The 25,625-nt window shown below is 64.3% G+C and carries 27 protein-coding genes and 1 other RNA gene; 17 read left to right on the top strand and 11 right to left on the bottom strand.

Annotated elements, in window-relative coordinates; all coding sequences use genetic code 11:
• Nucleotides 1-72 precede the first annotated feature (72 nt).
• Entirely contained in the window at nucleotides 73-3,996 is a 3,924-nt protein-coding gene (locus ACR64R_RS12920) for an AsmA family protein (RefSeq protein ID WP_487361998.1), read from the top strand.
• Nucleotides 3,997-4,039: 43 nt separating this feature from the next.
• Here ACR64R_RS12920 and ACR64R_RS12915 read toward each other — a convergent pair whose 3' ends face one another.
• The gene (locus ACR64R_RS12915; protein WP_487361997.1) at nucleotides 4,040-4,468 is read right to left on the bottom strand and encodes a MarR family winged helix-turn-helix transcriptional regulator; all 429 of its coding nucleotides are present in this window, start codon (nucleotides 4,466-4,468) and stop codon (nucleotides 4,040-4,042) included.
• A 169-nt stretch (nucleotides 4,469-4,637) separates the two neighbouring features.
• On the opposite strand from ACR64R_RS12915, the gene ACR64R_RS12910 reads away from it, so the two are divergent.
• Nucleotides 4,638-6,443, top strand: a complete 1,806-nt coding sequence (locus tag ACR64R_RS12910; protein ID WP_487361996.1) for a chloride channel protein — start codon at nucleotides 4,638-4,640, stop codon at nucleotides 6,441-6,443.
• Here the strand turns inward: ACR64R_RS12910 and ACR64R_RS12905 are convergent.
• The 4 genes from ACR64R_RS12905 to ACR64R_RS12890 all read right to left on the bottom strand — a co-directional run bounded on the left by ACR64R_RS12905 (nucleotide 6,440) and on the right by ACR64R_RS12890 (nucleotide 8,212).
• A complete protein-coding gene (locus ACR64R_RS12905; protein WP_487361995.1) occupies nucleotides 6,440-6,667 on the bottom strand; it encodes a ribbon-helix-helix domain-containing protein in 228 nt (75 codons plus the stop codon). The genes ACR64R_RS12910 and ACR64R_RS12905 overlap by 4 nt on opposite strands.
• An 8-nt stretch (nucleotides 6,668-6,675) precedes the next feature.
• Nucleotides 6,676-6,873 carry a DUF4169 family protein gene (locus ACR64R_RS12900; RefSeq protein WP_487361994.1) on the bottom strand — a complete coding sequence of 66 codons (198 nt, stop codon included), beginning with the start codon at nucleotides 6,871-6,873 and terminating at the stop codon, nucleotides 6,676-6,678.
• A 9-nt stretch (nucleotides 6,874-6,882) separates the two neighbouring features.
• Entirely contained in the window at nucleotides 6,883-7,413 is a 531-nt protein-coding gene (locus tag ACR64R_RS12895; protein ID WP_487361993.1) for an SspB family protein, read from the bottom strand.
• A gap of 115 nt (nucleotides 7,414-7,528) precedes the next feature.
• The gene (locus ACR64R_RS12890; protein ID WP_487361992.1) at nucleotides 7,529-8,212 is read right to left on the bottom strand and encodes a TetR/AcrR family transcriptional regulator; all 684 of its coding nucleotides are present in this window, start codon (nucleotides 8,210-8,212) and stop codon (nucleotides 7,529-7,531) included.
• 212 nt (nucleotides 8,213-8,424) lie between these two features.
• Here ACR64R_RS12890 and ACR64R_RS12885 point away from each other — a divergent pair, with 212 nt between their 5' ends.
• Nucleotides 8,425-9,630: a multidrug effflux MFS transporter gene (locus ACR64R_RS12885; RefSeq protein ID WP_487361991.1), complete on the top strand. Its 1,206-nt coding sequence runs from the start codon at nucleotides 8,425-8,427 to the stop codon at nucleotides 9,628-9,630.
• A gap of 44 nt (nucleotides 9,631-9,674) precedes the next feature.
• On the opposite strand, the gene ACR64R_RS12880 is transcribed toward ACR64R_RS12885, so the two are convergent.
• Both ACR64R_RS12880 and ssrA read right to left on the bottom strand, forming a co-directional pair.
• Nucleotides 9,675-10,232 (bottom strand): AAA family ATPase, encoded by a 558-nt coding sequence (locus tag ACR64R_RS12880; protein WP_487361990.1) that lies wholly within the window; start codon nucleotides 10,230-10,232, stop codon nucleotides 9,675-9,677.
• A gap of 100 nt (nucleotides 10,233-10,332) precedes the next feature.
• Nucleotides 10,333-10,693, bottom strand: a transfer-messenger RNA (tmRNA) gene (gene ssrA, locus ACR64R_RS12875).
• Nucleotides 10,694-10,861: 168 nt separating this feature from the next.
• Here ssrA and ACR64R_RS12870 point away from each other — a divergent pair.
• Together ACR64R_RS12870 and ACR64R_RS12865 are read left to right on the top strand one after the other, a co-directional pair.
• Nucleotides 10,862-11,173 carry a DUF2853 family protein gene (locus tag ACR64R_RS12870; protein ID WP_278048133.1) on the top strand — a complete coding sequence of 104 codons (312 nt, stop codon included), beginning with the start codon at nucleotides 10,862-10,864 and terminating at the stop codon, nucleotides 11,171-11,173.
• Between the two features lie 328 nt (nucleotides 11,174-11,501).
• Nucleotides 11,502-12,296, top strand: a complete 795-nt coding sequence (locus tag ACR64R_RS12865) for a thymidylate synthase (RefSeq protein WP_487361989.1) — start codon at nucleotides 11,502-11,504, stop codon at nucleotides 12,294-12,296.
• Between the two features lie 5 nt (nucleotides 12,297-12,301).
• On the opposite strand, the gene ACR64R_RS12860 is transcribed toward ACR64R_RS12865, so the two are convergent.
• Nucleotides 12,302-12,529 carry a TOBE domain-containing protein gene (locus ACR64R_RS12860; RefSeq protein WP_487361988.1) on the bottom strand — a complete coding sequence of 76 codons (228 nt, stop codon included), beginning with the start codon at nucleotides 12,527-12,529 and terminating at the stop codon, nucleotides 12,302-12,304.
• Nucleotides 12,530-12,670: 141 nt separating this feature from the next.
• Between ACR64R_RS12860 and modA the strand changes: the two genes are divergently transcribed.
• From modA to ACR64R_RS12840, 4 genes are all read left to right on the top strand, one after another.
• Nucleotides 12,671-13,465, top strand: a complete 795-nt coding sequence (gene modA / locus ACR64R_RS12855; RefSeq protein ID WP_487361987.1) for a molybdate ABC transporter substrate-binding protein — start codon at nucleotides 12,671-12,673, stop codon at nucleotides 13,463-13,465.
• A 22-nt stretch (nucleotides 13,466-13,487) separates the two neighbouring features.
• Nucleotides 13,488-14,192, top strand: a complete 705-nt coding sequence (modB, locus tag ACR64R_RS12850) for a molybdate ABC transporter permease subunit (protein WP_487361986.1) — start codon at nucleotides 13,488-13,490, stop codon at nucleotides 14,190-14,192.
• Nucleotides 14,189-15,301, top strand: coding sequence for a molybdenum ABC transporter ATP-binding protein (gene modC / locus ACR64R_RS12845; RefSeq protein ID WP_487361985.1), 1,113 nt, complete (start codon nucleotides 14,189-14,191; stop codon nucleotides 15,299-15,301). Before modB ends, modC begins: the two co-directional genes overlap by 4 nt.
• Nucleotides 15,302-15,385: 84 nt before the next feature.
• On the top strand, nucleotides 15,386-15,727 hold the full coding sequence (locus ACR64R_RS12840) for a winged helix-turn-helix domain-containing protein (protein WP_140755223.1): 342 nt from the start codon (nucleotides 15,386-15,388) through the stop codon (nucleotides 15,725-15,727).
• Nucleotides 15,728-15,750: 23 nt separating this feature from the next.
• Here ACR64R_RS12840 and cobF read toward each other — a convergent pair whose 3' ends face one another.
• The gene (gene cobF, locus ACR64R_RS12835; RefSeq protein ID WP_487361984.1) at nucleotides 15,751-16,512 is read right to left on the bottom strand and encodes a precorrin-6A synthase (deacetylating); all 762 of its coding nucleotides are present in this window, start codon (nucleotides 16,510-16,512) and stop codon (nucleotides 15,751-15,753) included.
• A 142-nt stretch (nucleotides 16,513-16,654) separates the two neighbouring features.
• On the opposite strand from cobF, the gene ACR64R_RS12830 reads away from it, so the two are divergent.
• The 6 genes from ACR64R_RS12830 (at nucleotide 16,655) to ACR64R_RS12805 (ending at nucleotide 22,269) form a co-directional block, all read left to right on the top strand.
• Complete coding sequence (locus ACR64R_RS12830; RefSeq protein ID WP_487361983.1) at nucleotides 16,655-17,674, top strand: DUF4424 domain-containing protein; 1,020 nt, start codon at nucleotides 16,655-16,657, stop codon at nucleotides 17,672-17,674.
• Nucleotides 17,674-18,192, top strand: a complete 519-nt coding sequence (locus ACR64R_RS12825; protein WP_487361982.1) for a dihydrofolate reductase — start codon at nucleotides 17,674-17,676, stop codon at nucleotides 18,190-18,192. Before ACR64R_RS12830 ends, ACR64R_RS12825 begins: the two co-directional genes overlap by 1 nt.
• 140 nt (nucleotides 18,193-18,332) lie before the next feature.
• Nucleotides 18,333-19,442 (top strand): FtsH protease activity modulator HflK, encoded by a 1,110-nt coding sequence (gene hflK, locus ACR64R_RS12820; protein ID WP_487361981.1) that lies wholly within the window; start codon nucleotides 18,333-18,335, stop codon nucleotides 19,440-19,442.
• Nucleotides 19,442-20,404, top strand: coding sequence for a protease modulator HflC (gene hflC / locus ACR64R_RS12815; protein WP_487361980.1), 963 nt, complete (start codon nucleotides 19,442-19,444; stop codon nucleotides 20,402-20,404). The genes hflK and hflC overlap by 1 nt, the downstream gene beginning before the upstream one ends.
• Before the next feature lie 6 nt (nucleotides 20,405-20,410).
• Nucleotides 20,411-20,596 (top strand): DUF2065 domain-containing protein, encoded by a 186-nt coding sequence (locus tag ACR64R_RS12810; RefSeq protein WP_487361979.1) that lies wholly within the window; start codon nucleotides 20,411-20,413, stop codon nucleotides 20,594-20,596.
• Between the two features lie 155 nt (nucleotides 20,597-20,751).
• Entirely contained in the window at nucleotides 20,752-22,269 is a 1,518-nt protein-coding gene (locus ACR64R_RS12805; protein WP_487361978.1) for a DegQ family serine endoprotease, read from the top strand.
• Between the two features lie 45 nt (nucleotides 22,270-22,314).
• Here ACR64R_RS12805 and ACR64R_RS12800 read toward each other — a convergent pair whose 3' ends face one another.
• Nucleotides 22,315-22,887 carry a GNAT family N-acetyltransferase gene (locus ACR64R_RS12800; protein WP_487361977.1) on the bottom strand — a complete coding sequence of 191 codons (573 nt, stop codon included), beginning with the start codon at nucleotides 22,885-22,887 and terminating at the stop codon, nucleotides 22,315-22,317.
• Complete coding sequence (serB, locus tag ACR64R_RS12795; RefSeq protein WP_487361976.1) at nucleotides 22,884-23,771, bottom strand: phosphoserine phosphatase SerB; 888 nt, start codon at nucleotides 23,769-23,771, stop codon at nucleotides 22,884-22,886. Before serB ends, ACR64R_RS12800 begins: the two co-directional genes overlap by 4 nt.
• Between serB and miaA the strand changes: the two genes are divergently transcribed.
• Together miaA and ACR64R_RS12785 are read left to right on the top strand one after the other, a co-directional pair.
• A complete protein-coding gene (gene miaA, locus ACR64R_RS12790; protein WP_487362430.1) occupies nucleotides 23,761-24,705 on the top strand; it encodes a tRNA (adenosine(37)-N6)-dimethylallyltransferase MiaA in 945 nt (314 codons plus the stop codon). The two genes, serB and miaA, sit on opposite strands and share 11 nt — an antisense overlap.
• A gap of 126 nt (nucleotides 24,706-24,831) precedes the next feature.
• Nucleotides 24,832-25,623 (top strand): GGDEF domain-containing protein, encoded by a 792-nt coding sequence (locus tag ACR64R_RS12785; RefSeq protein ID WP_487361975.1) that lies wholly within the window; start codon nucleotides 24,832-24,834, stop codon nucleotides 25,621-25,623.
• Nucleotides 25,624-25,625 lie beyond the last annotated feature (2 nt).

Below are 25,625 nucleotides of genomic sequence, written 5' to 3'. Positions count from 1 at the left end.
TCGCGCTGAATTGCCTCTTTATCGACACGCGGATGCGGGTAGAGTGCGGCTGACTTTCAACCTGGTAAACAGATGCTCGCCCGCCTGTTCGTGATCTTCGGTGGCCTGTTCGTGCTGGTGCTGTGCGCGGCGCTGGTGGTGCCGTATTTTATCGACTGGACGGGCTACCGGGGCGATTTCGAGCGCGAGGCGAGCGCCATCCTCGGGCGCAAGGTGACGGTGAAGGGTGACGCGACGGCGCGGCTTCTGCCATTCCCGTCGGTGACCTTCTCGAATGTCGAGGTCGCGGGCGGCCCTGGCGGCCAGCCCGCCATGACGGTCGAAACCTTCTCGATGGATGCTGAACTGGCACCCTTCCTGCGCGGCGAGGTGCTGATCTTCGACATGCGGCTGGTGCATCCCAAGGCGACCATCGACGTCGCCAATGACGGCACCGTCGACTGGGCGATCCGGCCGTCGAGCCCATTCGATCCGGGCCAGATCGCCATCGAGAAGCTGACCGTGACCGAAGGGCGGATCGAACTACGTCATGAAGCCGGCGGGCGCAGCCATGTGATCTCCGAGATCAATTCGACGATTTCCGCCAAATCGCTCGCCGGCCCCTGGCGCATGGACGGAACGCTTCGCTTCGACGGCCTGCACGCGGACGTCTCGGCCTCGACCGGCAAGGTGGAAGCGGACGGCCAGATGCGGCTCAGGCTGAAGGCCGACCCCGATGCCTATCCCCTGATCATCGAAACTGACGGCAATGCCGGCATCGTCAAGGGCGCCGCGGTCTATTCCGGCCAGTTCAAGATCTCCGGCGCCGACAAGAATTCGGGCGAACTGCGTGGCAACAATGGCGAGCCGGTCAAGATCAGCACCGGCAAACCCGACCCGGGCTTCCGGCTGAACGGCAAGTTCGCGCTCGACCACCAGAAGCTCAATGTCGACGAGTTCCGCTTCGAGACCGGGCCACTCGACAATCCCTACACAGCCGACGGCAAGGCCTCGGTCGATCTCGGCCTGAAGCCGCATTTCGCGGTCGAAGCCGATGGCGCGCAGGTGCAGTTCGACGAGGCTGTCGGCGGCGCCCCTGGATCGGGCTTCACGCTCGACCAGCGTATCGCGGCATTGGAGCAGACGCTGCAGCACATGCCGAAGCCGACGATACCGGGCACGCTCGAGGTCCGGCTGCCGGCGGTGGTGGCCGGCGATACGACTGTGCGCGACGTGCGGCTCTCGGCTGAGCCGGTCGAAGGCGGCTGGTCGGTCAAGTCGCTTGCCGCGACCCTGCCGGGCCGCACGACGCTCGAAGCGGACGGCATGCTGAGCCTGCAAGACCATTTCGGCTTCACCGGCTCTTTGCTGCTCGCCGTCGGGCAGCCTTCGGGCTTTGCCGCCTGGCTGTCGAAGGATGTCGACGAGGCCATCCGCCGGCTGCCCGCGGCCGGCTTCAAGGCCAAGGTCGATCTCAGCGAGAACCGGCAGTCCTTCAGCGACCTCGAACTTGTCCTCGGCAAGGCGAAATTTTCGGGCAGCATCGATTCCAGCCAGCCGGAGGGCGCCAGGCCATCGGTGCTGATGCGGCTGACGGGCGGCGAGATGGACCTGGACGGGCTCGCCGCCTTCGCGTCGATCTTCATCAGCGACAAGGGCGCCAACCGCTTTTCGAATCGCGATCTCGATTTCCAGATCAAGGCGGGCCCAGTCAGCGCCGGCGGCCTGAGCGCCGACGCGGTCGACACGGCGCTGCGGCTGCGCGAAGGCCTGCTCGAGATCGACCGGCTTTCGATCGGCGGCCTGGCCGGCGCCTCGATCAGCGCCACGGGCCGGGTCAAGGATTTCCCGCAGAGCCCGACGGGCAAGCTCAACGCCTCCGTGGTGGCGGTGGACCTCAAGCCGTTGATCGATATGGCGGCCGAGCATTATCCCGACAATGCCGCGCTCAGGGGCCTGGCCAGTCGCGCGGCGGCCTATCCCGAATTGTTTCAGGATGCGCGCATCGATCTTCTGACCAGCGCCGCCGACAATGGCGACGGCACCACGGGCTTGGCGCTCTCGGCCCAGGGCAAGGCCGGCGGCTCGGCCTTCTCGGCCTCGCTTTCCGGCAAGGGAACCGTGGACAAGCTATCCCAGGCGCCGGTGTCGATCACCTTCAACGCCCGTAACGACAATGCAACCACGCTGCTGGCGCTTTACGGCCTGCCGACCCTGCCACTCGGCATGCTCGGCCATGCCAATACCGACGTCTCGGCGAAGGGCTCGATCGCCGGCGGTCTCGCGACCAGCTTCAACCTGACGGCCGACGATTTCAGGGCGGGCTTCGACGGAACCGTCGCCGCGACGGCGCAGGGCCCGACCGCCAAGGGCAAGGTCAATCTCGATGCCGCCGACATCGAACCGTGGCTGATGACGACGGGGGTAGGCCTGCCCGGCATGGGAACCGGGACGTCTACGTCGCTGGCGGCCGATGCCGACTTCGGCAACGGGCTCCTTGTGCTGAGCGGTCTCACCGGGTCGATCAACAAGGCGGCGGTGTCCGGCGACATCAATATCGACGCCAAGGATGGGCTGCCGCATCTAGCGGGGGCGGTCGCGCTCGACGAGTTCGACCTCGATCCGCTGGCGGTTTCGCTGTTCGGCGACCAGTCCTTCACTCCCGCCAAGGGTGGATGGCCGACGACGCCGTTCAGCCAGAAATCGACGCTGCCGTTCAACGCGGACCTCGATCTAAACACATCGGCGCTCGCCGTCGGGTCATTCGCGACGGCGCATGACGCTTCATTCTCGCTGAAGCTTGATCGGGAAGGCATCCATGTCTCCGACCTCAAGGCGAAGCTGCATGGCGGCGATCTGACCGGCCTGTTCGACCTGAAGAACACGGAGGGCACCGGCCTGTTCTCCGGCCAGATAAGGCTTGCCGGCGCCGATCTTTCCGCGGTTCTGCCGGGCGCCGGGATCGGCGGCAGCGGTGACCTTTCGGCGGCGCTGTCGACCAGCGGCAAATCCGTCGACGCCATGATTGCCGCCCTGTCAGGGTCCGGAACCGCGGCGCTGAGGGGATTGAAAGTGGACGGCATCAATCCGGACGGGTTTGCTGGAATTATCGCCAAGGCCGACGCGATCGGACGTGACATCGACGCGGCCAGGACGGCTGATTTCGCGCCGCGGATCGCCGGGGACGGCAGCTTCGCCGCCGGCGACACGGATGTGGCCTTCACAGTCGCCAACGGCACGTTACGGGTGCCGCCAATCAGTCTCGACAATCCCGGCGCGACCCTGTCCGCCGACGTAACCGCCGATCTCAACACAAGCACCGTCACGGCAAAGGGGGCGCTGACCTACCGTCCCGGCGACGAGGCGATGGTCGGCTCCGAGCCGGCCGTCAATTTCAGCCTCTCGGGCCCGCTTGGGGCGACCGCGCTCCAGTTCGATAGCGGTCCGCTGGCGCAGTTCCTGACGCAGCGCGCGCTGGAGAAGGAACAGCAGCGGGTCGAGGCGATGCAGGCGGCGCTGCTGGAGAAGCAGCGGCTGCGGCGTGAAGTGCGCTACTATGCATCGCTGCAGGCCGAGCGCGACAAGGCCGCGGAGGAGTTGCGCCGGCAGGAGGAAGAAGCGCGGCAAAAGGCCGAGGCCGAAGCCAGGGCGAAAGCCGAGGCGGAAGCGCAGGCAAAGGCGGAAGCCGACGCGAAAGCCAGGGCCGATGAAGAGGCGAGGGCCAAGGCGGAGGCCGACGCCAAGGCGCAGGCCGAGGCGGACGCCAAGGCGAATGCAGATGCGCAGGCGAAGGCGGAGGCCGAGCAGCGGGCCGCGGACGAGGCAGCCAAGGCGCAGGCCGAGGCTGATCGCAAGAAGGCCGAGCAAGCGAAGCTGGAAGCAGCGCGCAAGGCGGCCGAGCAGACGCGGAAGGCCGACGGATCGCTGCCCGGCGTCGGTTCGACCCCGACGCCGGCGAAGCCAAAGGCCAATCCGTTCACGATCGACAATCTGTTGAAGTCGCTCGACGGCGGTTGAGCTTTACGCTCCGCGTGACGGAACCAGCCGAAGACCAGGGCGCCTACGACTCTTCCTGGCGCGAGAGCAGACGCCGCAGCATCGGCTCTATCCGCGAAAGCTCGTCGAGATGCGCGGCCGATAATTCGGCCAGGCGATCGTCGGCGAGAGGGGTGAGCTGCAACAAGACGCGACGGTGGTCGTCTTTGTCCTGATCGCGGATGACCAGCCCTGCCTCGGCAAGGCGGTTCACCAGTTCCACCGCGCTGTGGTGGCGAATGAGCAGCCGCTCGGCGAGGTCGCCCACTGCCACCGGTCCGCCGCCGGGAAATCCCTTTATCGCCAGCAGCGCCTGATGCTGGCGCGGCGTGAGGCCCGCCTCATTGGCCTGGACCTGGCTGAATTCGAGAAAGCGGCGGATCAGGTAGCGGAATTGCGACAGCCGCTGATAATCAGCCTGGCTGATGGCGGGGCGTGGTTTCGGCGGCGTCATTCCCCGACTTATGGTCCTTTACGGCGAAAGCTCAACTGGCAGTCGCGATCCAAGTCCAAAATGACGCGGCCCAGCGACCGAAAACCGCTTGATGATTTATATCGTATTACGATATGAGCCACCTGAAACCGGACGGCCTTCGCGCCCAACAGAAAGCTCAGGCTCCCATATGAAATCCGCTCGCGCCGGCAACGGCCATCTTGGCGACTTCACTACCGATCCGCGCGTGCTCGTCATCGCTGCCATCGCCGTGGTGGTGGCAACCGCCGGGCTCTTCGCCGGCATCGTGCTTCTGCGGCTGATCAGGCTTGCCACCAATATCGCCTATTTTGGCCAGTTCTCGCTGGCCGACCTCAAGCTTGAGGACTCGCCGCTGGGTTATGCCGCCGTGATCGTCCCTGTGATCGGCGCGCTGATCATCGGCCTGATGGCGCGCTTTGGTAGCGAGAAGATCCGCGGCCACGGCATTCCCGAGGCCATCGAGGCGATCCTGCTCGGGCGCTCGCGGCTCGACGCCAAGGTCGCGGTGCTGAAGCCGCTGTCGTCGGCGATCTCGATCGGCTCGGGCGGGCCGTTCGGCGCCGAAGGCCCGATCATCATGACCGGCGGGGCGATCGGCTCGCTGATCGCGCAGATGCTGCCGGTCAGCGACAACGAGCGCAAGACGCTGCTGGTGGCGGGCGCGGCGGCCGGCATGACGACGGTGTTCGGAACGCCGATCGCCGCCATCATGCTTGCGGTCGAGCTGCTCCTGTTCGAATGGACGCCGCGCAGCTTCATTCCTGTCGCCGTCGCCGCGATCGTAGCGGAAGTCGAGCGCAGTCTGCTGCACCTGCCGGGTCCGATTTTTCCGTTCTCCGGGACCATGCAGGCATCGATCGCCGGGCTGGGCGGCTGGGTGCTGATCGGCATTGCCGCCGGACTTCTCTCGGGCCTGCTGACGCAATTGGTCTATGCCTGCGAGGACGCCTTCCTGAAGTTGCCGATACACTGGATGTGGTGGCCGATGATCGGCGGTCTGGTGGTCGGCATCGGCGGACTGGTCGAGCCGCACGCGCTTGGCGTCGGCTACGATAACATCGCCAACATGCTCGACGGCCGCACGGTCGCGGCCGCCGCGATGCTGCTTCTGGTGGTGAAGGCCGTCATTTGGTCGGTGGCGCTGGGGTCGGGGACATCGGGAGGCGTGCTGGCGCCGCTGCTCATCATGGGCGGCGCGATGGGGGCGGTGCTGTCGGGCATCCTGCCCGAGGCGAGCCCCGGCTTCTGGCCGCTGCTGGCGATGGCGGCGACGATGGGCGGCACCATGCGCGCCCCGCTGACCGCGACCTTCTTCGCCACCGAGCTGACCGGTAACACGCATGTCCTCGTGCCGCTGATCGCGGCCTGCGCCACCGCGCACGCGGTAACCGTGCTGTTGATGAAGCGCTCGATCCTGACCGAGAAAGTAGCGCGTCGCGGGCATCACCTCGTCCGCGAATACCGCGTCGATCCTTTCGCGCTGACCAGGGTCAGGGAGGTGATGACGACCAAGGTCGAGAGCGTGCCGGCGACGATGACGCTGCATGGCGCGGCGACCTTCCTGACCGCCCCGGACACCCGGCATCCGAGCTTCCCGGTGGTCAACGGGGAGGGGCATGTGCTCGGCCTCATCGACCCGCCCGCGATCCTGCGCTGGCGGCGGGCCGGTATGCATCGCAAGACGACTCTCGGCGAGTTGCTCGCCGGCAGCAAGATCACGCTGGCTTATCCAGACGAATATCTGGAGGCGCTTTCCGACAAGCTGCTCACCGCCAATGTCTCACATCTGCCCGTGGTCTCACGCGAGGACGAGCGGCTCATCGGCTATATCGGCTGGAAAGACATGATGCGGGTAAGGTCGAAGAAGCAGGCGGAAGAGCGCGAGCGCTCGGCGCTTCTCAGCTTCGGCGCCAGGCGCAAGGCTGGGCAAAGCGTTAGCGACAACGCGGCCTAGAACGCGGTACCGCGGCGCTTAGCCCAGGCGAGCACATAGAGCCTCAGAGCGGAAGAAAGGTTGGCATCCCGGGTGCGGCTCTCGTCGATCTCGGCGATCAGGGCCGCGAGCGACAGCGACCGCTCGGCTGCGATGGCGATGAGATCGTCATAGAATGGTTGCTCCAGGGAAAAGCTGGTGCGGTGACCGCGGATCGTTACCGAACGTTTTTCGACCGCGGCCATCGGAGGACTCAGCGCTTGCCAAGGTCGTCAGGCTTTTCACGGCGATGGCCGGCCACGAATTTCCCGGCTTTTTCGGAGATCAGCCGCTCGCGCTCGCGCTCGGCTTTGGTCCGGCCATGCAGCGCACGGTTCTCGACGGCCCGGCGGTCCTTCTCGGTGCGCGCTTTCTGCTTGCGGGCCTGGCGGAGATTGACGACCTCGCCCATGCCGCCGGGCTATTTCTTGCGGAAGGCGTCGAGCGAAACGACGTCGGCGCCCTTGCCGCCGGTCTCGGCGACGGCTGGTTTCTTCTCGGCTTCGGCAGCCTTCTTTTTCGTTTCGGCCTTTTTCTCAGGCACGACGGCGATCGGCTCGGGCGCGGGAGCGGCTGCCTCGTCTTCGACGTTCTCCGTCTTGACGTCGAATTCGAGCTCGAAATTGACCGACGGATCGTAGAAGCCACGCACTGCGGAGAAGGGGATTTCCAGCTTTTCCGGAACATCGGAGAAAGAGAGTCCCACCTCAAAGCCCGCATCGGTCACTTTGAGGTCCCAATACTGGAACTGGATGACGATGGTCATCTGGTCCGGATAACGCTCGCGTAGCCTGGACGAGATCCGCACGCCCGGCGCGCCGGTCAGAAAGGTGATGAAGAAATGATGATTGCCCGGAAGGCCGGTGCGCGCGACCTCGGCCAGGACCTTGCGCATGACGCCGCGCAGTGCCTCCTGGGCCAGAATGTCGTAGCGGATGTGGTCGTCGGCCATGTGATGGTCGGGTTCCGTTGAATCGTCCGCATAGCTGTAATGAAGCTTAGGCGCGGCGTAAACCGCATATAGGCGCAAAGCGCTCAGGCCAATAGGGGTACCGGCGATTTGATCGCTAGGCGTGGGCCAGCGCCGCCTGTTTGCCGGCCGGGAATTTCTTTCTGGCGAAGGCGGCGAGAAAGGTTCGCATGCCATTGGTGGCGGAGCGCAGCACCTCTTCCTCCGTAGGCACCCCGCCCAGCATGAAAGTGACCTGAAGCTCGGCATTGACGAGAGCTAGGAACTGCCGCGCAGCGACGTCGGGATCGCCGATCGACAAGTGGCCGGCAAAGGCGAGCCGGGCGAAGCGCGCGGCAAGCGCTGACCAGGTTCGGCCCGGGCCTTGTTCACGCCATTCGGCAAACAGTTCCGGATAACGTTCGCCTTCGGCATGGATCAGCTTGCGCAGGAAGCGGCCATCGCGGTTGCAGATGCAGTTGCGGTTCATGCGCACGGCAAAGGCGATGAGGTCGGCTTCGAGGTCCGTGGGCTGGTCGGGAAAGGTCGCGATGGTGGCGAAGATCCCGGCATTGCAGCGCTCCGTCAGGTCGCGTACGACGGCGACGAAGAGCTTTTCCTTGTCGCCGTGATGGTTGTAGACGGTCTGGCGCGACACGCCGGCCTCGGCCGCGATCAGGTCGATATTGGCGCCGGCATAGCCTTCCCGGCAGAAGACCGAGGCTGCAGCGTCGACCACCGACACGCGTTTGGCCTCATGGCTGCGTGGCGGGAAAGTGTCAGGAGAGACGCCGTGCTTCATGAAAATCTATATAGCGGTGATTGACGAATTGGACAAGTCTGTCTAAATTTATGGACACAACAAAGGAGAGTCCGCGCTGCGGGATAGACAAGTTCGCCTCCGCGGAGACGAAACGAGGTTCGCTCCCGGATGTCGGATTTCCGCGGGATGGAACGTCCTGGGTTCAGACGCCGGCATTTCGCGGCGGCAACCAGATCCGAAAGAGCCTTCTCATGAGTCCCAAATTCCTCCGCATCGCGGTCGTGCTCGGCTTGTTGTCCGCGATCGGCCCGTTCGCGATCGATATGTATCTTCCCGCGCTGCCTTCGATCGGTCAGGACCTGCATGCCGGCACGGCCGCCGTGCAGATGAGCCTTCTGATCTTCTTCCTGTCGATGGGTTTCGGGCAGATCGTCGTCGGTCCCATCTCCGACATGGTCGGGCGCAAGGCGCCGCTTTATGCCGGTCTCGCGCTGTTCATGGTCGGCGGCGTCGGCTCGGCGATGGCGCCCAACATCGAATGGCTGATCGCCTTCCGCTTCCTGCAGGGTCTCGGCGCCAGCGCCGGCATGGCTGTGCCTCGCGCCATCGTGCGCGACCTGCACACGGGCAACGAGGCCGCCAAGCTGATGTCGCTCCTGATGCTGGTGTTCTCGGTATCGCCTATCCTCGCGCCGCTGACTGGAAGCCAGATCATCGAAAGCTTTGGCTGGCGCGCTGTATTCTGGACGGTGACGGGCGCCGCGGCATTGGCCACGATTCTGCTTGCCACATCGCTCAAAGAGACGCGGCCGGTCGAGGAGCGCGCCGGCTCGTCCTTCGGCACGGCGATTGCCGGCTATCGCTACTTGATGGGCGACCGCAACTTCCTCGGCCTCGTGGCGATCGCGGGCTTCGGCATTGCTAGCTTCTTCGTCTATCTGTCGAGTTCGTCGTTCATCCTGATCGACCATTACGGCCTGTCGCCGTCGGTCTACAGCGTGTTCTTCTCGATCAACGCGGTCGCCTTCATCGGCATGTCGCAGCTGACCGGGATGCTGGCCGATCGCTTCGGCTTGAAGCGCGTGGTCTGGGTGGCGGTCACCGGCTATGCCACGGTGATGATGGCGCTCTTCGCGATCATGGCGTCCGGCGTCGACCGGCTCGACGTGATGGCGGCGCTGCTCTTCATCGGCTACGGCTTCCTTGGCCTCGTCATCCCGACCACCTCGGTGCTGGCGATGGAAGAGCATGGCGAGATCGCGGGCACGGCCTCGGCGCTGATGGGCACGCTGCATTTCGCCATCGGCGCGCTGGCAATGGGCATCGCCGGTATCTTTTTCGACGGCACGCCGCTTCCGATGGTGGCCGGCATCGCGCTCTGCGCAGTGATCTCGTTCACCCTGGCCAAGCTGACCCTCGGCCGCGCACGCGAGGCGGCCGAGGCACCGGCGGAATAGGTCATCTCGGACGACACAAAAAGGCCGGGCTTGCCCGACATTTTTCATGTCTGCGGCAGGCCTGCTTGGTCGATGATGAAGCGCAGTCGCTCCTGGACTGGAGCGAGAGGCAACGGCAAAAGGTCGTAGCCGAACTCGGCATAAACGCCGGTCACCGAGCGGAATGTGCGCTCGGCCTCGTCGAACGTCTGCTTGCGCTCCTCGTCCTGGATGAAGATCTCCGGCCAGGGAGGCGCGACGAAGACGCGGCGCGCGTAGCGGAATTTCCGCGCCGCGCCTGTGACGTGGTCCGGCACCGGCAAGCCGCAGAGCCTGAGATAGCCGATCGTGTCGGGCACGCCGCGGTCGAAGAACACCGGGCCGGGTTCGGCGTGTGCGGCGCGCCACGAGCGCAATTCCCACGACAGCATCAGCTCGGCGAAGAGCGCGCGATCCTGCCAAGGAAGGGCAGGGCCGCCGACGGCCATCTGGTCGCGGATTATGCCGCGCCCGGCCTCGGTCGCCGTGGCGAAGCCATTAGCCCGCAGCGCCTCGATCAAGGTGGTCTTGCCCGAGCCGGGGCCGCCGGTCAGCGCGAAAAATCGGTCGCAATCATTTTGCATCGCTTGTCCATTGAGGATGAGCGGCAAGGCTGCGCGCCACGCACCAAGCGCCGGACGTGCCTTGGCCGTCGGTTGATCGGGAAGAAGCAAAATGGGGGAAGGTGGAGGTTTCTGTTGCCAGGTACCTCCGAACCCCGCCTAGAAGTGCGAACCGCTAGGACTTGATTTGAAGCGTTCGCGCCGCATTAAGCAGCGAGACGAGCTTCCGCATAGTTGTCGTTGGCAACTATAAGTTTAGCCCGATGACGGTGGTACAATGCCGGGCAAAAGTACGATCTTTACACCTTCGTCGATCCTATTTCGCCCCCAGCAAAAGCCGCTCCGTCAGCCAGAGCGGTTTTTGGTGGAGGCGCCGGGTACCGCCCCCGGGTCCGAACGGCTTATTTCATCGCCTGTTTATCGCCATAGTCGGTCAAGCCGACGAAGCGAATATAGGGACCGATAACGGAAAAAGAAAGGCCAAACCGGCGCTTATCCGGTTATGCCAAACTGTGCAGCCAAGGGTTGACTTGCGCGCCCGCTCAATCAAATCTCGCTCCCGGTGAGGAATCTCTGACCTGACGCACACGTTGCGTAACGCGCCACAACCCTCATCGACCGGATCCGTGGCGCCGACGAGGGGAAGTTCGATGGCCGACTATCTTGCGGATGTGAAGAAATACGATGCCGGCGCCAGCGCCGAGGCGGTGGATAAGATCGTCAAGCATCTGGGCATTGCCCTCAGGAACCGCGATTCCTCGCTGGTGTCCTGCACCGACCCGAAGGAACTCGACCGCGTGCGGGAGAACTGGATCGGCAAGAAGCTTGGCGTGGCGGATGCCGCAAAAGCCAACGCCTCGATCGAGAAGACCTGCAAGGCGATGCATGCCGACAACACCAAGAGCCGCGTGACCTTCTATTACCTGGTTGCGAAGGATCTCGGCAAACTCGGCTCGCTGTAGGAACTTTTGATAATTCTAGTCTGGCGGCCGACTACAGCGCAGCGCGTCCTTGTGGACGCGCAAAGGACGCTGTAGCACTTTGGTTTGCGCATGATCCTTCTCCAAAATCGCTTCGATTTTCGGGGGCATGCGCGGGCGGTTTCCGCGCTTCCGTTGCTCACGTACCTTGGTACACTCCGCTCCGGTTCTCGAAAACCACGCTATTCGACTCGCCAGAGCGAATTCTGAAAAGGTCCTGCCTACTTGCTTAGGGGAGGATTTGAGACGGGCGTGGCGTCGGCGCGCACATTCGTTATGATGGCCCGTTATCCGAATCGAGGCGGAGCCGATGCGCCAATATCTCGACCTGTTGAAGCATGTGCTGGAGAACGGCGCCGACCGTGGCGACCGTACGGGCACCGGCACGCGCTCGGTATTCGGCTACCAGATGCGCTTCGACCTGTCGCGCGGCTTTCCGGTCACCACCACCAAGAAGCTGCATCTGAAGTCGATCATCCACGAGCTTCTGTGGTTCCTGGCCGGCGACACCAACATCAGATATCTCAACGATCATGGTGTGACCATCTGGGACGAATGGGCCGACGAGAACGGCGATCTCGGCCCGGTCTACGGCAAGCAGTGGCGCTCATGGCCGGACGGTCATGGCGGCGAGATCGATCAGATCGCGAATCTTCTGAAGGAGATACGCAGGAATCCCAACTCTCGGCGGCTCATCGTCTCGGCCTGGAATCCGGCCGAAGTCGAGGCGATGGCGCTGCCGCCCTGCCATTGCCTGTTCCAGTTCTATGTCTCGGAAGGCCGGCTCTCCTGCCAGCTTTACCAGCGCTCGGCCGACATTTTCCTCGGCGTGCCGTTCAACATCGCTTCCTATGCCTTGCTCACCATGATGGTGGCGCAGGTGACCGGGCTGAAGCCTGGCGACTTCGTCCACACGCTGGGCGATGCGCATCTCTATTCGAACCATTTCGAGCAGGCGCGCGAGCAGATGCGGCGCACGCCCAAGGCCCTGCCGACGATGTGGATCAATCCGGAGGTGAAGGACCTTTTCGCCTTCCGCTTCGAGGATTTCCGCCTCGAGAACTATTTCGCCGATGCGAGCATCAAGGCGCCGATCGCCGTCTAGCTTTCTCAGTCGATGCCGACCATCACGTCCGAAGCCTTGATCACCGCATAGGCCTGATTGCCTTTTTCGAGCGCGAGGTCGCCGACCGCCTCGTTGGTGATCGACGCGGTGACGATGACGCCGCCGCCGATGTCGATCCTGACATGCGACGTCGTGGCTCCCTTGGCGATCCCGGTCACCTTACCCTTGAGGATGTTGCGGGCGCTGATCTTCCTGCGTCTCTCCTTCAGCATCGCTGTTTCGCATCCATCGTAGGCCGGGACCACGCCGGCACACAATGCCACGGCAGGTGAAAAGCCTTCCCTTGTTATGTTCATCCGGATATATCGGTCCAAGGCTTTGGGCCGTACGGTTTGGAACGAGGGAGACACTTCATGACGGGCAAGGGTTTTGGACTGAAGGCGATCGCCGCTGGCGGTCTGGCGGCAGTGCTGATGGCAACGGTGCCGGCGGCCCGTGCCGAGGACAAGGTGATCGTATTTGCCGCCGCGAGCCTCAAGGACGCACTCGATGCGGTCAACAAGGCATGCGAGCCGGAAGTCGGCAAAGCCGCAACCATATCCTACGCGGCGAGCTCGGCGTTGGCCAAGCAGATCGAAGGCGGCGCGCCGGCCGACATCTTCGTCTCGGCCGACCTCGACTGGATGAAATATCTCTCGGACAAGAAGCTGATCAAGCCGGATACGCAGGTGAAGCTGCTAGGCAACCAGATCGTGCTGGCGGCTCCGAAGGATTCCAAGGTCGAGACCAAGGTCGAGAAAGGCTTCGACCTTGCCGGGCTGATCGGCGACGGCAAGCTTGCCATGGGCGATTTCAAGGCCGTGCCGGCCGGCAAATACGGCAAGGCGGCGCTGGAATCGCTGGGCGTCTGGTCGTCGGTCGAGGGCAAGGTCGCGCAGGCCGAGAATGTGCGCGCGGCACTCAAGCTGGTCTCGACGGGCGAGGCGGCGCTGGGCATCGTCTACGCCACCGACGCGCATGCCGAAAAGGGCGTCAAGATCGTCGGCACCTTTCCGGAGGATTCGCATCCGCCGATCATCTACCCGATTGCCCAGACCGCGGATTCGAAGGACAAGGATGCGGCTGCCTTCCTGAAATGCGTCGAGTCGGCCAAGGCCGCCGAGATCTTCAAGGAGCAGGGTTTTACGGTGCTAGCGCCGAGCAACTGAGAAAGAGCGCGCAAACACAACGATGAATTGGCTGCTGGACCTCACTCCCGACGAATGGAATGCGGTCCGGCTGTCCATCAAGGTGGCGACTGTGGCGATGACCGCCAGCCTGCCACCCGGCATATTGATCGCGCTCCTGCTGGCGCGCGGCCGTTTCTGGGGCAAGACGGTGCTCAACGTGCTGGTGCATCTGCCGCTGATCATGCCGCCGGTGGTGACCGGCTATCTGCTCCTACTCACCTTCGGCCGCCGCGGGCCGGCGGGCGCCTTCCTTGCCGAGCATTTCGGCATCGTCTTTTCGTTCCGCTGGACCGGCGCGGCGCTGGCCTGCGGCGTCATGGGCTTTCCGCTGATGGTGCGGGCGATCCGGCTCTCCATCGAGGCGGTCGACCGCAGAATCGAGGCGGCGGCCGGAACGCTCGGCGCCAATCAGCTCTGGGTGTTCGCCACCATAACGCTACCGCTGATCCTGCCCGGCCTGATCGCCGGCGCGATCCTTTCCTTCGCCAAGGCGATGGGCGAGTTCGGCGCCACGATCACCTTCGTCTCCAACATTCCCAACGAAACGCAGACGCTGCCCTCGGCCATCTATACCCTTACACAGGTGCCTGGCGGCGACGAGGGCGCGCTCAGGCTGACGCTGATCTCGATCGCCATCTCGATGGTTGCGCTCATCGCGTCGGAGGTGCTGGCGCGGCGCGTCGGGCGGCGGATGGACATCGAATGACTCTCTCGGTCGATATCCACCACCGGCTTGGCGACTTCGCCCTGGAAGCGCGGTTCGAGAGCGCCGGCCGGCTGACCGCGCTGTTCGGGCCATCCGGCTCCGGCAAATCGACGCTGATCAATCTCATCGCGGGCCTAATCCCTCCAGGCAGGGGCCGCATCGCCATCGACGGACGCGTGCTGGTCGACACCGCCGCGCGCATCTTCGTGCCGGTGCACAGACGGCGGATCGGCATGGTGTTCCAGGATGCGCGGCTGTTCCCGCATATGAGCGTCGCCGGCAATCTGCGATACGGCCGCTGGTTCACGCCTTCTTCCGAACGCTACGCCAAGATGGATGCGGTGATCGACCTGCTTGGCATCGCTCATCTGCTGGACCGGCGGCCGGCGAAATTGTCGGGCGGCGAGAAGCAGCGGGTGGCGATCGGCCGTGCCCTGCTTGCCAGTCCGAGACTGTTGCTCATGGACGAGCCGCTCGCCTCGCTCGACGAGGCGCGCAAGGCCGAGATCCTCCCCTATATCGAGCGGCTGCGCGATGAGACGAAGGTGCCGATCGTCTATGTCAGCCATTCCGTCGCCGAGGTGGCGCGGCTGGCAAGCGACGTCGTTGTGCTCTCGCAAGGCAAGGTCGCGGCCTCGGGTCCGACAGCCGCAATCATGCAGCGGCTCGACCTGTTACCGGCGGAGCAGCGCGGCGAGGGCGGTGCCGTGCTCGACACCAAGGTTCTGCGTCACGACCAGGCTTTCGGCATGACGGTGCTTGCCTCGCAGGCCGGCGAAATCCGCGTGCCGCGTCTTGCACATGCGGTCGGAGCTTCGGTGCGGCTGCGCGTCCGGGCCCGCGACGTCATGGTTGCGACCGAGCAACCGACGGGCCTCAGCGCGCTCAACATTTTGCCGGGCACAATTTCCGCCATCAGGCCGGGAACCGGGCCTACGGTGGAAATCGCCATCGATTGCAACGGCTCGACCGTTCTGGCGCGCATCACCGAACAGTCAAGGCAAACCCTGCGCCTCGCGCTTGGGCACAAGGTCTTCGCCGTGATCAAGACGGTGAGCTTCGACAGCGCGACGACCGCCGTCGGGTTGCCAGCGGAGGCCGATGGATGATGGATGCGTATGTCGCTATGTTGGTTTGGAATAGCGCTTTGTCCGCAAAAGGGCTAACCTCGACATGATTGCGGAGAACAGGACATGCCGTCGCTAAGCCTGCGGATAAATCTCGACCCAGATGGCCGGATCGGCCCGGGCAAGATCGAGCTTCTGGAGCAGATCGCCGCCTTCGGCTCGATCTCCGCCGCGGCGCGCGGCATGGAGATGTCCTACAAGCATGCCTGGGATCTGGTCGAGGACATGAACCGCGTGTTCGGCAAGCCGCTGGTCGCGGCGCAGACCGGGGGCCGCAAAGGCGGTGGCGCGCAACTGACATCGGTGGGGCTGGCGGTCGTCAGCCGGTTCCGGGCCATAGAGCGAGCCGCTTCGTCGGCCGCCGCCATCCATATGCAGGCCCTGCAGGCGGAGATCGATGCTGGGTAGGCAGTAGGGCAGCCCTCTGTCGCCTATTCTGGCTTGCGCAGCAGGTAGGTGTCCATGATCCAGCCTTTCTTGCGCCGGGCGTCCTCACGAACCCTTTCGATTTCGGCACCAACGTCGCCCAAGCGGCCGGAGATGACGATTTCGTCCGCAGTGCCGAGATAAGCGCCCCACTGGATGAAGACATCCTTATCGGCCAACGTGTTGAAGGCGCACTTTCCGTCGAGCATGACCACCGCGGTGCCGGCATTCGCGGGCAGACCTTCCTCGGTCAGCCGTCGGCCGGTGGTGACCAGGATCGAATCGCCGATGAGGTTGAGCGCGGTCGCATGGGCGGCGGCCAGCGCCTGGATCGCGGTTATGCCGGGGATGACCTCGAGCTCGAACCCGACATTGCCCCTAAGGCGAACGCGTTCGAGGATACGCAGCGCGCTGTCGTAGAGCGACGGGTCGCCCCAGATCAGCAAGGCGCCGCAACCATCCTCGGCAAGTTCGTCGCGGATCAGGCTCTCATAGATTTCTGCGATCGCTTCGTGCCAGTCGTCGACCGTCGCGCGATAGGACGATGTCGGCTCTGCCCGTACCGGCACCTCGAACTCGACCCGGCGCGATTTCGGGTTGATCACGAAGCGGTCGCAGATCTGCCGGCGCAGATCGGCGAGATCGTTCTTTTTCGCGCCCTTGTCCGGAATGAACAGCACGTCGGCACGGTTCAGGCCGTTGATGGCCTGGACCGTCATGTGGTCGGGATTTCCGGCGCCGATGCCGATGACGAGAAGCTTGCGCATGGCGATCTCCTGCCCGATCGGCGGCGCGGTGTCCAGAAGGACCCGTATCCGGCGACGAAGGGCTTTGAAAGGCTATCTTGAAACGGGTAGATGGAAGAACGCACCCGGCTGGTCCCGGTATCGCGCTACAGAGGAGGGGTTCATGTTACGCACCGTATTGGCCGCAGCGCTGGCGGTCATTGCTGCGCCGGCCTTCGCCAATGATTCCGTCGCCGAGCTGGGCACCGGCGGGCTGATCCTGTCGCGCAGCGACGCCGTTGCCATGCAAAGCGAGGACCTTTTCATCTCGCCGGAGAAGGTGACGGTCGACTATGTCTTCCGAAACAACACCGACAAGGACGTCAGCTCCATCGTCGCGTTCCCGATGCCCGACATAGAGGGCGATCCCAACGAGATGCCGGCGATCCCGGAAGCGCAGAGCGACAACTTCCTCGGCTTCGAGGTGACGATCGATGGTGTCGACGCCAAGCCGCAACTGGAGCAGAAGGCCCTGGCGCTCGGCATCGACATCACGGCTGATCTCAAGGCGCAGAACGTGCCGCTCTATCCGTTCGGCGACGCCGCCAAGGCGGCCCTGGCGAAGCTGCCCAAGGACGTCACCAAGGATTGGGAAGACCGCGGGATCATCATCGAGGATACCGCCGATAACGGGTCGGGCATGCAGAGCTCCTATGTGCCGTTCTGGCAGTTGCGCTCGACCTACTGGTGGCGTTCGACTTTCCCGGCCAACAAGGAAGTCCATGTCTCGCACCGCTACAAGCCCAGCGTCGGCGGCACTTCCTCGGTCAGCTTTTTCTCCGACGGCCAGTTCCAGAGCCCGCAATACGATAATTACAAGACCCGCTATTGCATGGACGAGACATTCGACAACGCGGTGCGCAAGGCAGCCAAGGCAAATCCGGATGGCTACCCGAAATATTACGAGAGCCGGATCGCCTACATCCTCACCACGGGGGGCAATTGGGCTTCCGGCAATATCGGCAATTTCAAGCTGACGATCGACAAGGGCAGCCCCAAGAACCTCGTCTCTTTCTGCGGCGACAACGTCAAGAAAGTCGGGCCGACGACGTTCGAGGTGACCGCGAAGGATTTCTATCCCGAGCGCAACATCGACATCCTGCTGCTGGAACCTTCGGACAACAATGGCGGAGACGCCAACTGATGGACGTCGCCATTTATGTCGCCATTGCCGAGAACGGCGTGATCGGGCGCGAAGGCGGGCTGCCGTGGCGGCTTTCCACCGATCTCAAGCGCTTCAAGGCCGATACGATGGGCAAGCCGATCGTCATGGGTCGTAAGACCTATGAAGGTATTGGCCGGCCGCTGCCCGGCCGTCTGAACATCGTGGTGACGCGCGACAAGAGCTGGCGCACCGAGGGCACAGAAGTGGCACACTCGCTGGATGACGCGATCGCGCTGGCCAAGGTACGCGGCCGCTGCATGGCGGGCGCCGGGGAAATCTGCGTGGTCGGTGGCGGCGAGATCTATGCTCAGGCCCTGCCGATCGCCGACCGCCTGCATGTTACGCATGTGTTGGCCAGCGTCGACGGCGACGCCCATTTCCCCCCGATTGACCCAAGCACGTGGCAAATCGTCAGCGCCGAGGATTTTGCCGCCGGCGAGAAGGACAGCCACGCGACGCGCTACACCGTCTACGAACGCCGTCGCGGCGGCCGTTGACGACGACAAACGGTCGCTATCGGCCCAAATCGGACGGTGGCGGTGGCTCTCGCGTTGAAAGCATGCCATGGCGTCCCTATAGAAGAACGACGTTAGGATTGCGCCGTAAGGCCTGAGGGAACCGAAGCGAAAGGACATTCATGCCCTGGAACGACAAGAGCGGTGGCGGCGGCCCATGGGGCGGCGGCGGCAATCAGGGGCCCTGGGGGCAGGGACCGAAGGGGCCGAGCGGCCCGCAAGGTTCGCCTCCCGATCTCGAAGACATCATCCGGCGCGGCCAGGACAGGCTGCGGCGCGCGCTTCCGGGTGGCGGGGGCGCCAGCCCGGCGGTTCTAGGGTTGATCGCGCTGGCGCTCATTGCGCTCTGGGCCTTCAAGGCGATCTATACCGTCCAGCCGGACGAGGTCGCGGTCGAACTGCGCTTCGGCAAGCCGAAGGCTCAGCTTTCGGAACCGGGCCTGCATTTCCACTGGTGGCCGGTTGAAACGGTCGAGACGGTCAAGATCTCCGAGCAGCTCGTCAGTGTCGGCGGCGGATCGAGCAGCGGCTCCGGGCTGATGCTTTCCGGCGACCAGAACATCGTCAATGTGCAGTTCTCGGTCGCCTACCAGGTTTCCGATCCGAAGGCCTATCTGTTCGACGTCTCGGATCCCGACGGTATGCTGGCGCAGGTCGCCGAGAGCGCGATGCGCGAAGTCGTTGGCCGGCGCCCGGCCTTTGACATCTTCCGCGACGATCGCCAGGGTATCGCAACCTCCGTGCGCGAGATCATCCAGGGCACGCTCGACGGCTACAAGGCCGGCCTGCAGGTCAACGCGGTTTCGATCGAGGACGCCTCGCCGCCGCGCGAGGTGGCCGATGCCTTCGACGAAGTGCAACGCGCCGAGCAGGACCAGGACAAATTCGTCGCGCAGGCCCAGCAGTATGCCAACCAGAAGATCGGTCAGGCACGCGGAGAGGCGGCGCAGATCGGCGAAGACGCGACCGCTTACAAGAACCGCGTCGTGCAGGAGGCGGAGGGCGAGGCGAAGCGCTTCATCTCCGTCTACGATGAATATGCCAAGGCGCCCGACGTCACGCGCAAGCGTCTTTATCTCGAAACCATGGAGAAGATCCTGAAGGACTCGAACAAGGTCGTCGTCGAGCAGGGCAACGGTCAGGGCGTGCTGCCTTACCTGCCGCTGCCGGCATTGCAGCCGAAGGCGCCGCCGGCGCCGGCCGTGGGCGCCACGACGGGAGGTAACCAGTGATGGTGAACCGTCTTCCCATCTTCGCGGTTATCGCGGCCGTTCTTCTGTTCCTGCTCTATTCGGCGGTGTACGTGGTCAATGCCGGCCAGCAGGCGATCGTCTTGAGGTTCGGCGAGATCATCGACGTCAAGAACGATCCTGGCATCTATTTCAAGGCGCCGTTCCCCTTCTTCGATGCCGACAGCGTGCAAATGATCGAAAAGCGGGTCATGCGCCTCGATCTCGATAACATCCGAGTCCAGGTTTCCGGCGGCAAGTTCTACGAGGTCGACGCGTTCATCGCCTACCGCATCTCCAATCCGCGCACCTTCCGCGCGGCCGTGTCCGGGCAGGTCGAACTCGCCGAGGCCCGCCTCAGGACTCGTCTCGATGCGGCGTTGCGCCGCGTCTACGGTCTGCGCGATTTCGAGGCCGCCCTTTCGGAAGAGCGCGGCAACATGATGCGCGAGGTGCGCGATCAACTGCGTCCGGACGCGACCTCGCTCGGTCTCGACGTGGAGGATGTCCGTATCCGCCGGACCGATCTGACGGCCGAGGTCTCGCAGCAGACCTATGACCGCATGAAGGCCGAGCGTCTGGCCGAGGCCGAGCGGCTGAGGGCGCAAGGCAACGTGGCGGCGCAGACCATCCGGGCGCGAGCCGACCGCGATGTCGTCGAGACCATCGCGGAGGCGCAGAAGGGGGCGGAAATCCTGCGCGGCCAGGGCGAGGCGCAGCGCGCCTCGGTCTTCGCCGACGCCTACAAGCGCGATCCGGCCTTCTTCGACTTCTACCGCTCGATGAATGCCTACAGCACTGCGCTCGACAACACCGGGACGACGATGGTGCTGTCGCCGCAGTCGGAATTCTTCCGCTACTTCCGCGATCCGGACAGCAAGCCCCAGCCCGGTCAGCCGGCGGCGCCGCAGCCCGGAACGGGGCAGCCGGCGGCACCGGCCCCGCAACCCAGCACCGCCCAGTAGCGGGCGGTGCAGGATTTTATGGCGGCAATGGGCCTGGTCCTCGTGATCGAAGGGCTGGTCTATGGAGGGTTTCCGGCTCTGGCCCGGAAACTCGCCGCCGAGGTGCTGTCGGTGCCGGAAAATGTGCTGCGGATCGGCGGACTGGTGGCGATCGCCATCGGCGTCGGCGTCGTCTGGCTGGTGCGCGGCTGACGAATTCGTTGGTACCGCGGCGGCCGACGATTTATCCTGATCATGGCACTAGCCGCAAACGTGCCTTATTTCTTGCCAACATGAGCCGGGCAGGGCGTCTTTGCGGAAACGCCTGTCTTTTCAGACGCTCGGTTTCAGATTTTCGGGAGGCCACGATGACATCCGACAGCTTTTTGCGCGCGGCGCGCCGCGCCTTCCTTGCCGGCGCCACGGCATTCGCGGTCGGCATTGTTGCTGTTCCGTCTTTCGTCACGCCGACGATAGCCTCCGACGGACCGCCTTCGGTCGCCGATCTCGCCGAGCGCCTGCTGGGTGCCGTGGTCAATATCTCCACCTCGCAGACGGTTAAGGGCTCGGAAGGGCCGGGCGCGGTGCCGATGCCGCAACTGCCCGAAGGCTCGCCGTTCCAGGACTTTTTCGATGATTTCTTCAAGAACCGTGGCGGCGACAAGGGCGGTGCAGCGCAAAAGGTGCAGTCGCTAGGCTCCGGCTTCGTCATCGATGCCGAGCAGGGCATCGTGGTGACCAACAACCATGTGATCGCCGACGCCGACGACATCGAGGTCAATTTCTCCGACGGCGTGACGCTGAAGGCGACGCTTGTGGGCACCGACACCAAGACCGACGTCGCGGTGCTGAAGGTCGACCCCAAGGGCCACAAGCTGACGGCGGTGAAGTTCGGCGATTCCACCAAGATGCGCGTCGGCGACTGGGTGATGGCGATCGGCAATCCGTTCGGCCTTGGCGGCACGGTGACGGTCGGCATCGTCTCGGCGCGCAACCGCGACATCAATTCCGGACCCTATGACGACTTCATCCAGACAGACGCCGCCATCAATCGCGGCAATTCCGGCGGCCCGCTGTTCAACGACCAGGGTGAGGTCATCGGCATCAACACGGCAATCATCTCGCCGTCGGGAGGCTCGATCGGCATCGGCTTCTCCATCCCCTCGCAGCTCGCCGCGGGCGTCGTCGACCAGCTCCGCCAGTATGGCGAGACGCGGCGCGGCTGGCTCGGCGTGCGCATCCAGCCGGTGACGGCCGACATCGCCGAAAGCCTCGGCATGGCGACCGCCAAGGGCGCGTTGGTGGCCGGCGTCATCAAGGGCGGGCCGGTCGACAACGGCACGGTGCAGGCCGGCGACGTCATCATCAAGTTCGACGGCAAGGACATCCATGAAATGCGCGACCTGCCGCGCGTCGTCGCCGAAAGCCCGGTCGGCAAGGCGGTCGACGTCGTCATCGTGCGCAAGGGCGTCGAGCAGACCGTCAAGGTGACGCTCGGCCGGCTCGAGGACGGCGAGAAGCTGGCCAGCGGCGAGAACGGCGGCACCGACCAGGGCAATGGCGACAAGGCAGCGCCTCCGGTGTCGACCGCTTCGGTGCTCGGCATGACGGTCGGTGAGCTCAATGACCAGACCAGGCAGAAGTTCGGCATTGCAGCCGACGTGTCGGGCGTTGTCATCACGGATGTCGCCAAGGATTCGGCCGCCGCCGAGCGCGGCATCCAGCCCGGCGAGGTGATCACCGAGATCGCGCAGGAATCCGTCGGCACGCCGAAGGACGTGATGGACCGGATCGGCGCGCTGAAGGAGCAGGGCCGTAAGAATGCGCTCCTGATGCTGGCCTCGAAGACCGGCGAGCTGCGCTTCGTGACGATCCGGATGGATTGAGTCCGGAAAGCCGGGCAACAGATTGATGTTCAATGATAAGGACGGCTAGCGAGCCGTCCTTTTTCGTGCCTGCCAGTCCACCCGCGACAGCCGGTACATAACATGCCGCTTGAGATGCGGTTGGCTGTCGGGGACTGCGGGATGGTCGAAATCGGCGCTCGGATCGGCACGCATGCCGAGCCGCTTCATGACTGCGGTCGAGCGATGGTTGTCGGCAACCGCGAAAGACACGATTTCGTCGACGCCGAGCGCTTCGAAACCAAAGGCGAGCCAGGCCTCGGCGGCCTCCGTGACATAGCCCTGACCCCAGAATTCGGGCGCCAGCCGCCAGCCGATCTCGATCGTGCCGGGCGCCAGCACGTCTATGTCCTCCGTTCCGGACAAGCCGACGAAGCCGATGCATTCGCCGGTCGCGGCGATCTCTGCAGCGGCGAAGCCATAACCATCGTCATCGATCCAGGAGCGGACCTCGTCCATCTTGGCGTCAGCCGCGGCGCGGTCGCGGCGGAACGGGAAGAATTCCATCACGCGCTCGTCGGAGTTGATGCGATGGAAGAGATCGCGGTCGCGTTCTTCCCAGTTGCGCAGGACGAGGCGCCCGGTGCGGATCGGCGTCATTCGACAAACTGATCCCGGTGGTAGCCCTGGAGATAGAGCAGCGCGGTCAGGTCGCCATGATCGATGCGGATACGTGCCTGCTCGGCCACCGCCGGCTTGGCGTGCAGGGCGACCCCGGTGCCGGCAAGACGGATCATATCGAGATCGTTGGCGCCGTCGCCCACCGCGATGGCATCCTGCGTGGTCAGCGCGAGCCGCGCCGCTATGTCCAGGAGCGCTTCGGCCTTCGCGGCGCGGCCGAGGATAGGCTCGGTCACCATGCCGGCGAATTTTCCCTCTTCCTCGATCAGCCGGTTGGCGCGGTTTTCCTGGAACCCAAGCATTTCGGCGATGCGGCTGGTGAAGACGTCGAAGCCGCCCGAAACCAGCGCGGTCCAGGCGCCATGGGCGCGCATCGTTTGCACCAGGGCGCGGCCGCCGGCGGCAAGCGTCAGCCGGTTGGCGATGATGCGGTTGACCACCGCGGTGTCGAGGCCTTTCAGCAAGGCGACGCGTTCGCGCAAGGCAGGTTCGAAGGCGATCTCCCCGTTCATTGAGCGCGCGGTGATCGCCGCCACATGGTCCTTGACGCCGATTTCGTCGGCGAGCTCGTCGATGCATTCCTGGTCGATCATCGTCGAATCCATGTCGGCGAGCAGGATCTTCTTCCGCCTGCCCTGGGCGGACTGGACGACGACGTCGACCGGGTCGGAAGCCAGCGCCGCGCGCAGATTGGCGGTGACTTCGCCGATATCCGAACTCCGCGGCAAAACGAGGTCGCATGCGACGTCCTCATCCAGCCAATGAACGGCGCTTGCGCCGGCGGCCCGCAAGGCCATATTCGCTAGCGAGGCCGGCACGGCGCGGGCTTTTGGACGGGACACTAGCGTGGCGATCAGCGGCATCGAACATTCCGGCAGGGGGGCGGGCGAAGGCCGCGTCGAGAACGCGATCCTGATAGCCGGGCCGACGGCCAGCGGCAAGTCGGCACTGGCGCTCGATCTCGCCGAACGCGGCGGCGGGGTCATCGTCAACACCGATTCCATGCAGGGGTATTCGGTCCTCGATGTCCTGACGGCGCGGCCGAGCGCCGCGGAGATGGCACGCGTGCCGCACTTCCTCTATGGCCACGTGCACCCCTCCACCGCCTATTCCACCGGGACCTGGCTGCGCGATGTGGCAAGGCTGATGGGAGACGGCGCACTATCGGGCCGGCCGGTCATCTTCGTCGGCGGCACCGGACTTTATTTCCGTGCACTGTCCGAAGGCATCTCGGACATGCCGGACATTCCGCCCGCCGTGCGCGAGCGCTGGCGCTACGAGCTCAAGGAACGGGGGGCAGAAAGGCTGCATCGCCTTCTGATGCGCGAGGATTCGACCATGGCCATGCAACTCAGGCCGACCGACGGTCAGCGTATCGTGCGCGCACTCGAAGTGCTCGACGCCTCGGGACGCTCGATCCTGGAATGGCAGGCGGCGCAGGGCCGGCCGCTGATCGATCGCGACAGCGCGCGTTTCCTGGTCATCGAGCCGGACCGCGAGCAACTGGTCCGGCGCATAGAAGCGCGGTTCGACCAGATGCTCGACAAGGGCGCGCTCGACGAAGTGCGCCAGCTGACGGCGCTCGGCCTCGATCCCGACCTGCCGGCAATGAAGGCGATCGGTGTGCGGGAGCTGCAAGCGGCGATGGCTGGGCAGTCGGGTTTTCCGGAGGCGATCGAGCGCGCCAAGATCGCGACCCGTCAGTATGCCAAGCGTCAGTCGACCTGGTTCAGGCACCAGCTTGGCGCGGAGTGGCGCAGGCTGCGGCCCGGCGACGAGCCGCCAGCTCGGGACTGACCAGAAGCCTTTTTCAATCAGTGACTTAAAGTCCCTGACTCTAATTCTCGCTAGGGTTGTCCGGGTTAACGGTCCGTAAGGTCCGCCATGCCATAACGGCAGGGGTTTAAGTGCCGCGGGGAGTTAATGCGTTTCCATAAGGCGGAATCCGCATTTTTCGTGTTTATTTTCGTGATCCTGGCCGCCGGCCTGGTGACCTTCCATGCCTATGGCCAATTGCAGGACATTGCCTCTGACCTCGACACCGCGTCGCGCGTCGACAAGATCGTCTATCTCAACAAACTGCTGTTCGTTACCGGCGCGCTGCTGGCGACCGCGCTGTTCTTTGGCACCTTCTTCATCTACCCGCTGATCCGCGGCCAGGTGCGGGAAGAGGGCAAGCTCAGGGCCATGACGGTTTCGCTCAGCGCCCGTTCGCAAACGCTTGAGCAGGCGGCGCTGACCGACGGTCTGACCGGCATGCAGAACCGCCGTTATTTCGACGATGCGCTGCGTGAATATCTCCAGGAATTTCGCCGCATCGACAGGCCGGTCGGGCTGATGATCCTAGATCTCGATCATTTCAAACAGGTCAACGATACGCATGGTCACGATGTCGGCGACGAGGTGCTGAGGGCCGTCGCCACATGCCTGAGGGGCATGACGCGCTATCATGATGTGGTGGCGCGGCTGGGCGGCGAGGAATTTGCCGTCGTCACGCCCAACATGGACGTCGAGTTGCTCGCCAGATTCGCCGAGCGCATCCGCAAGGCGATCGCCAATCTGTCGATCATGTCGGGCAACGTGCGGCTGAAGGTCACCACCAGCGTCGGCCTTGCCGTCTGGGACCACAAGGAGAGCGCCGAGGATTTCTACCGCCGCGCCGACCGCCAGCTCTATGAGGCGAAGAAGCAGGGTCGCAACCGCGTCTGCGCCTAAAA

This window comes from Mesorhizobium sp. MC2-1-1 (assembly GCF_057597255.1).
Note: the sequence above shows the minus strand (reverse complement) of the source record. Positions and strands in the feature narration are given on the sequence as shown.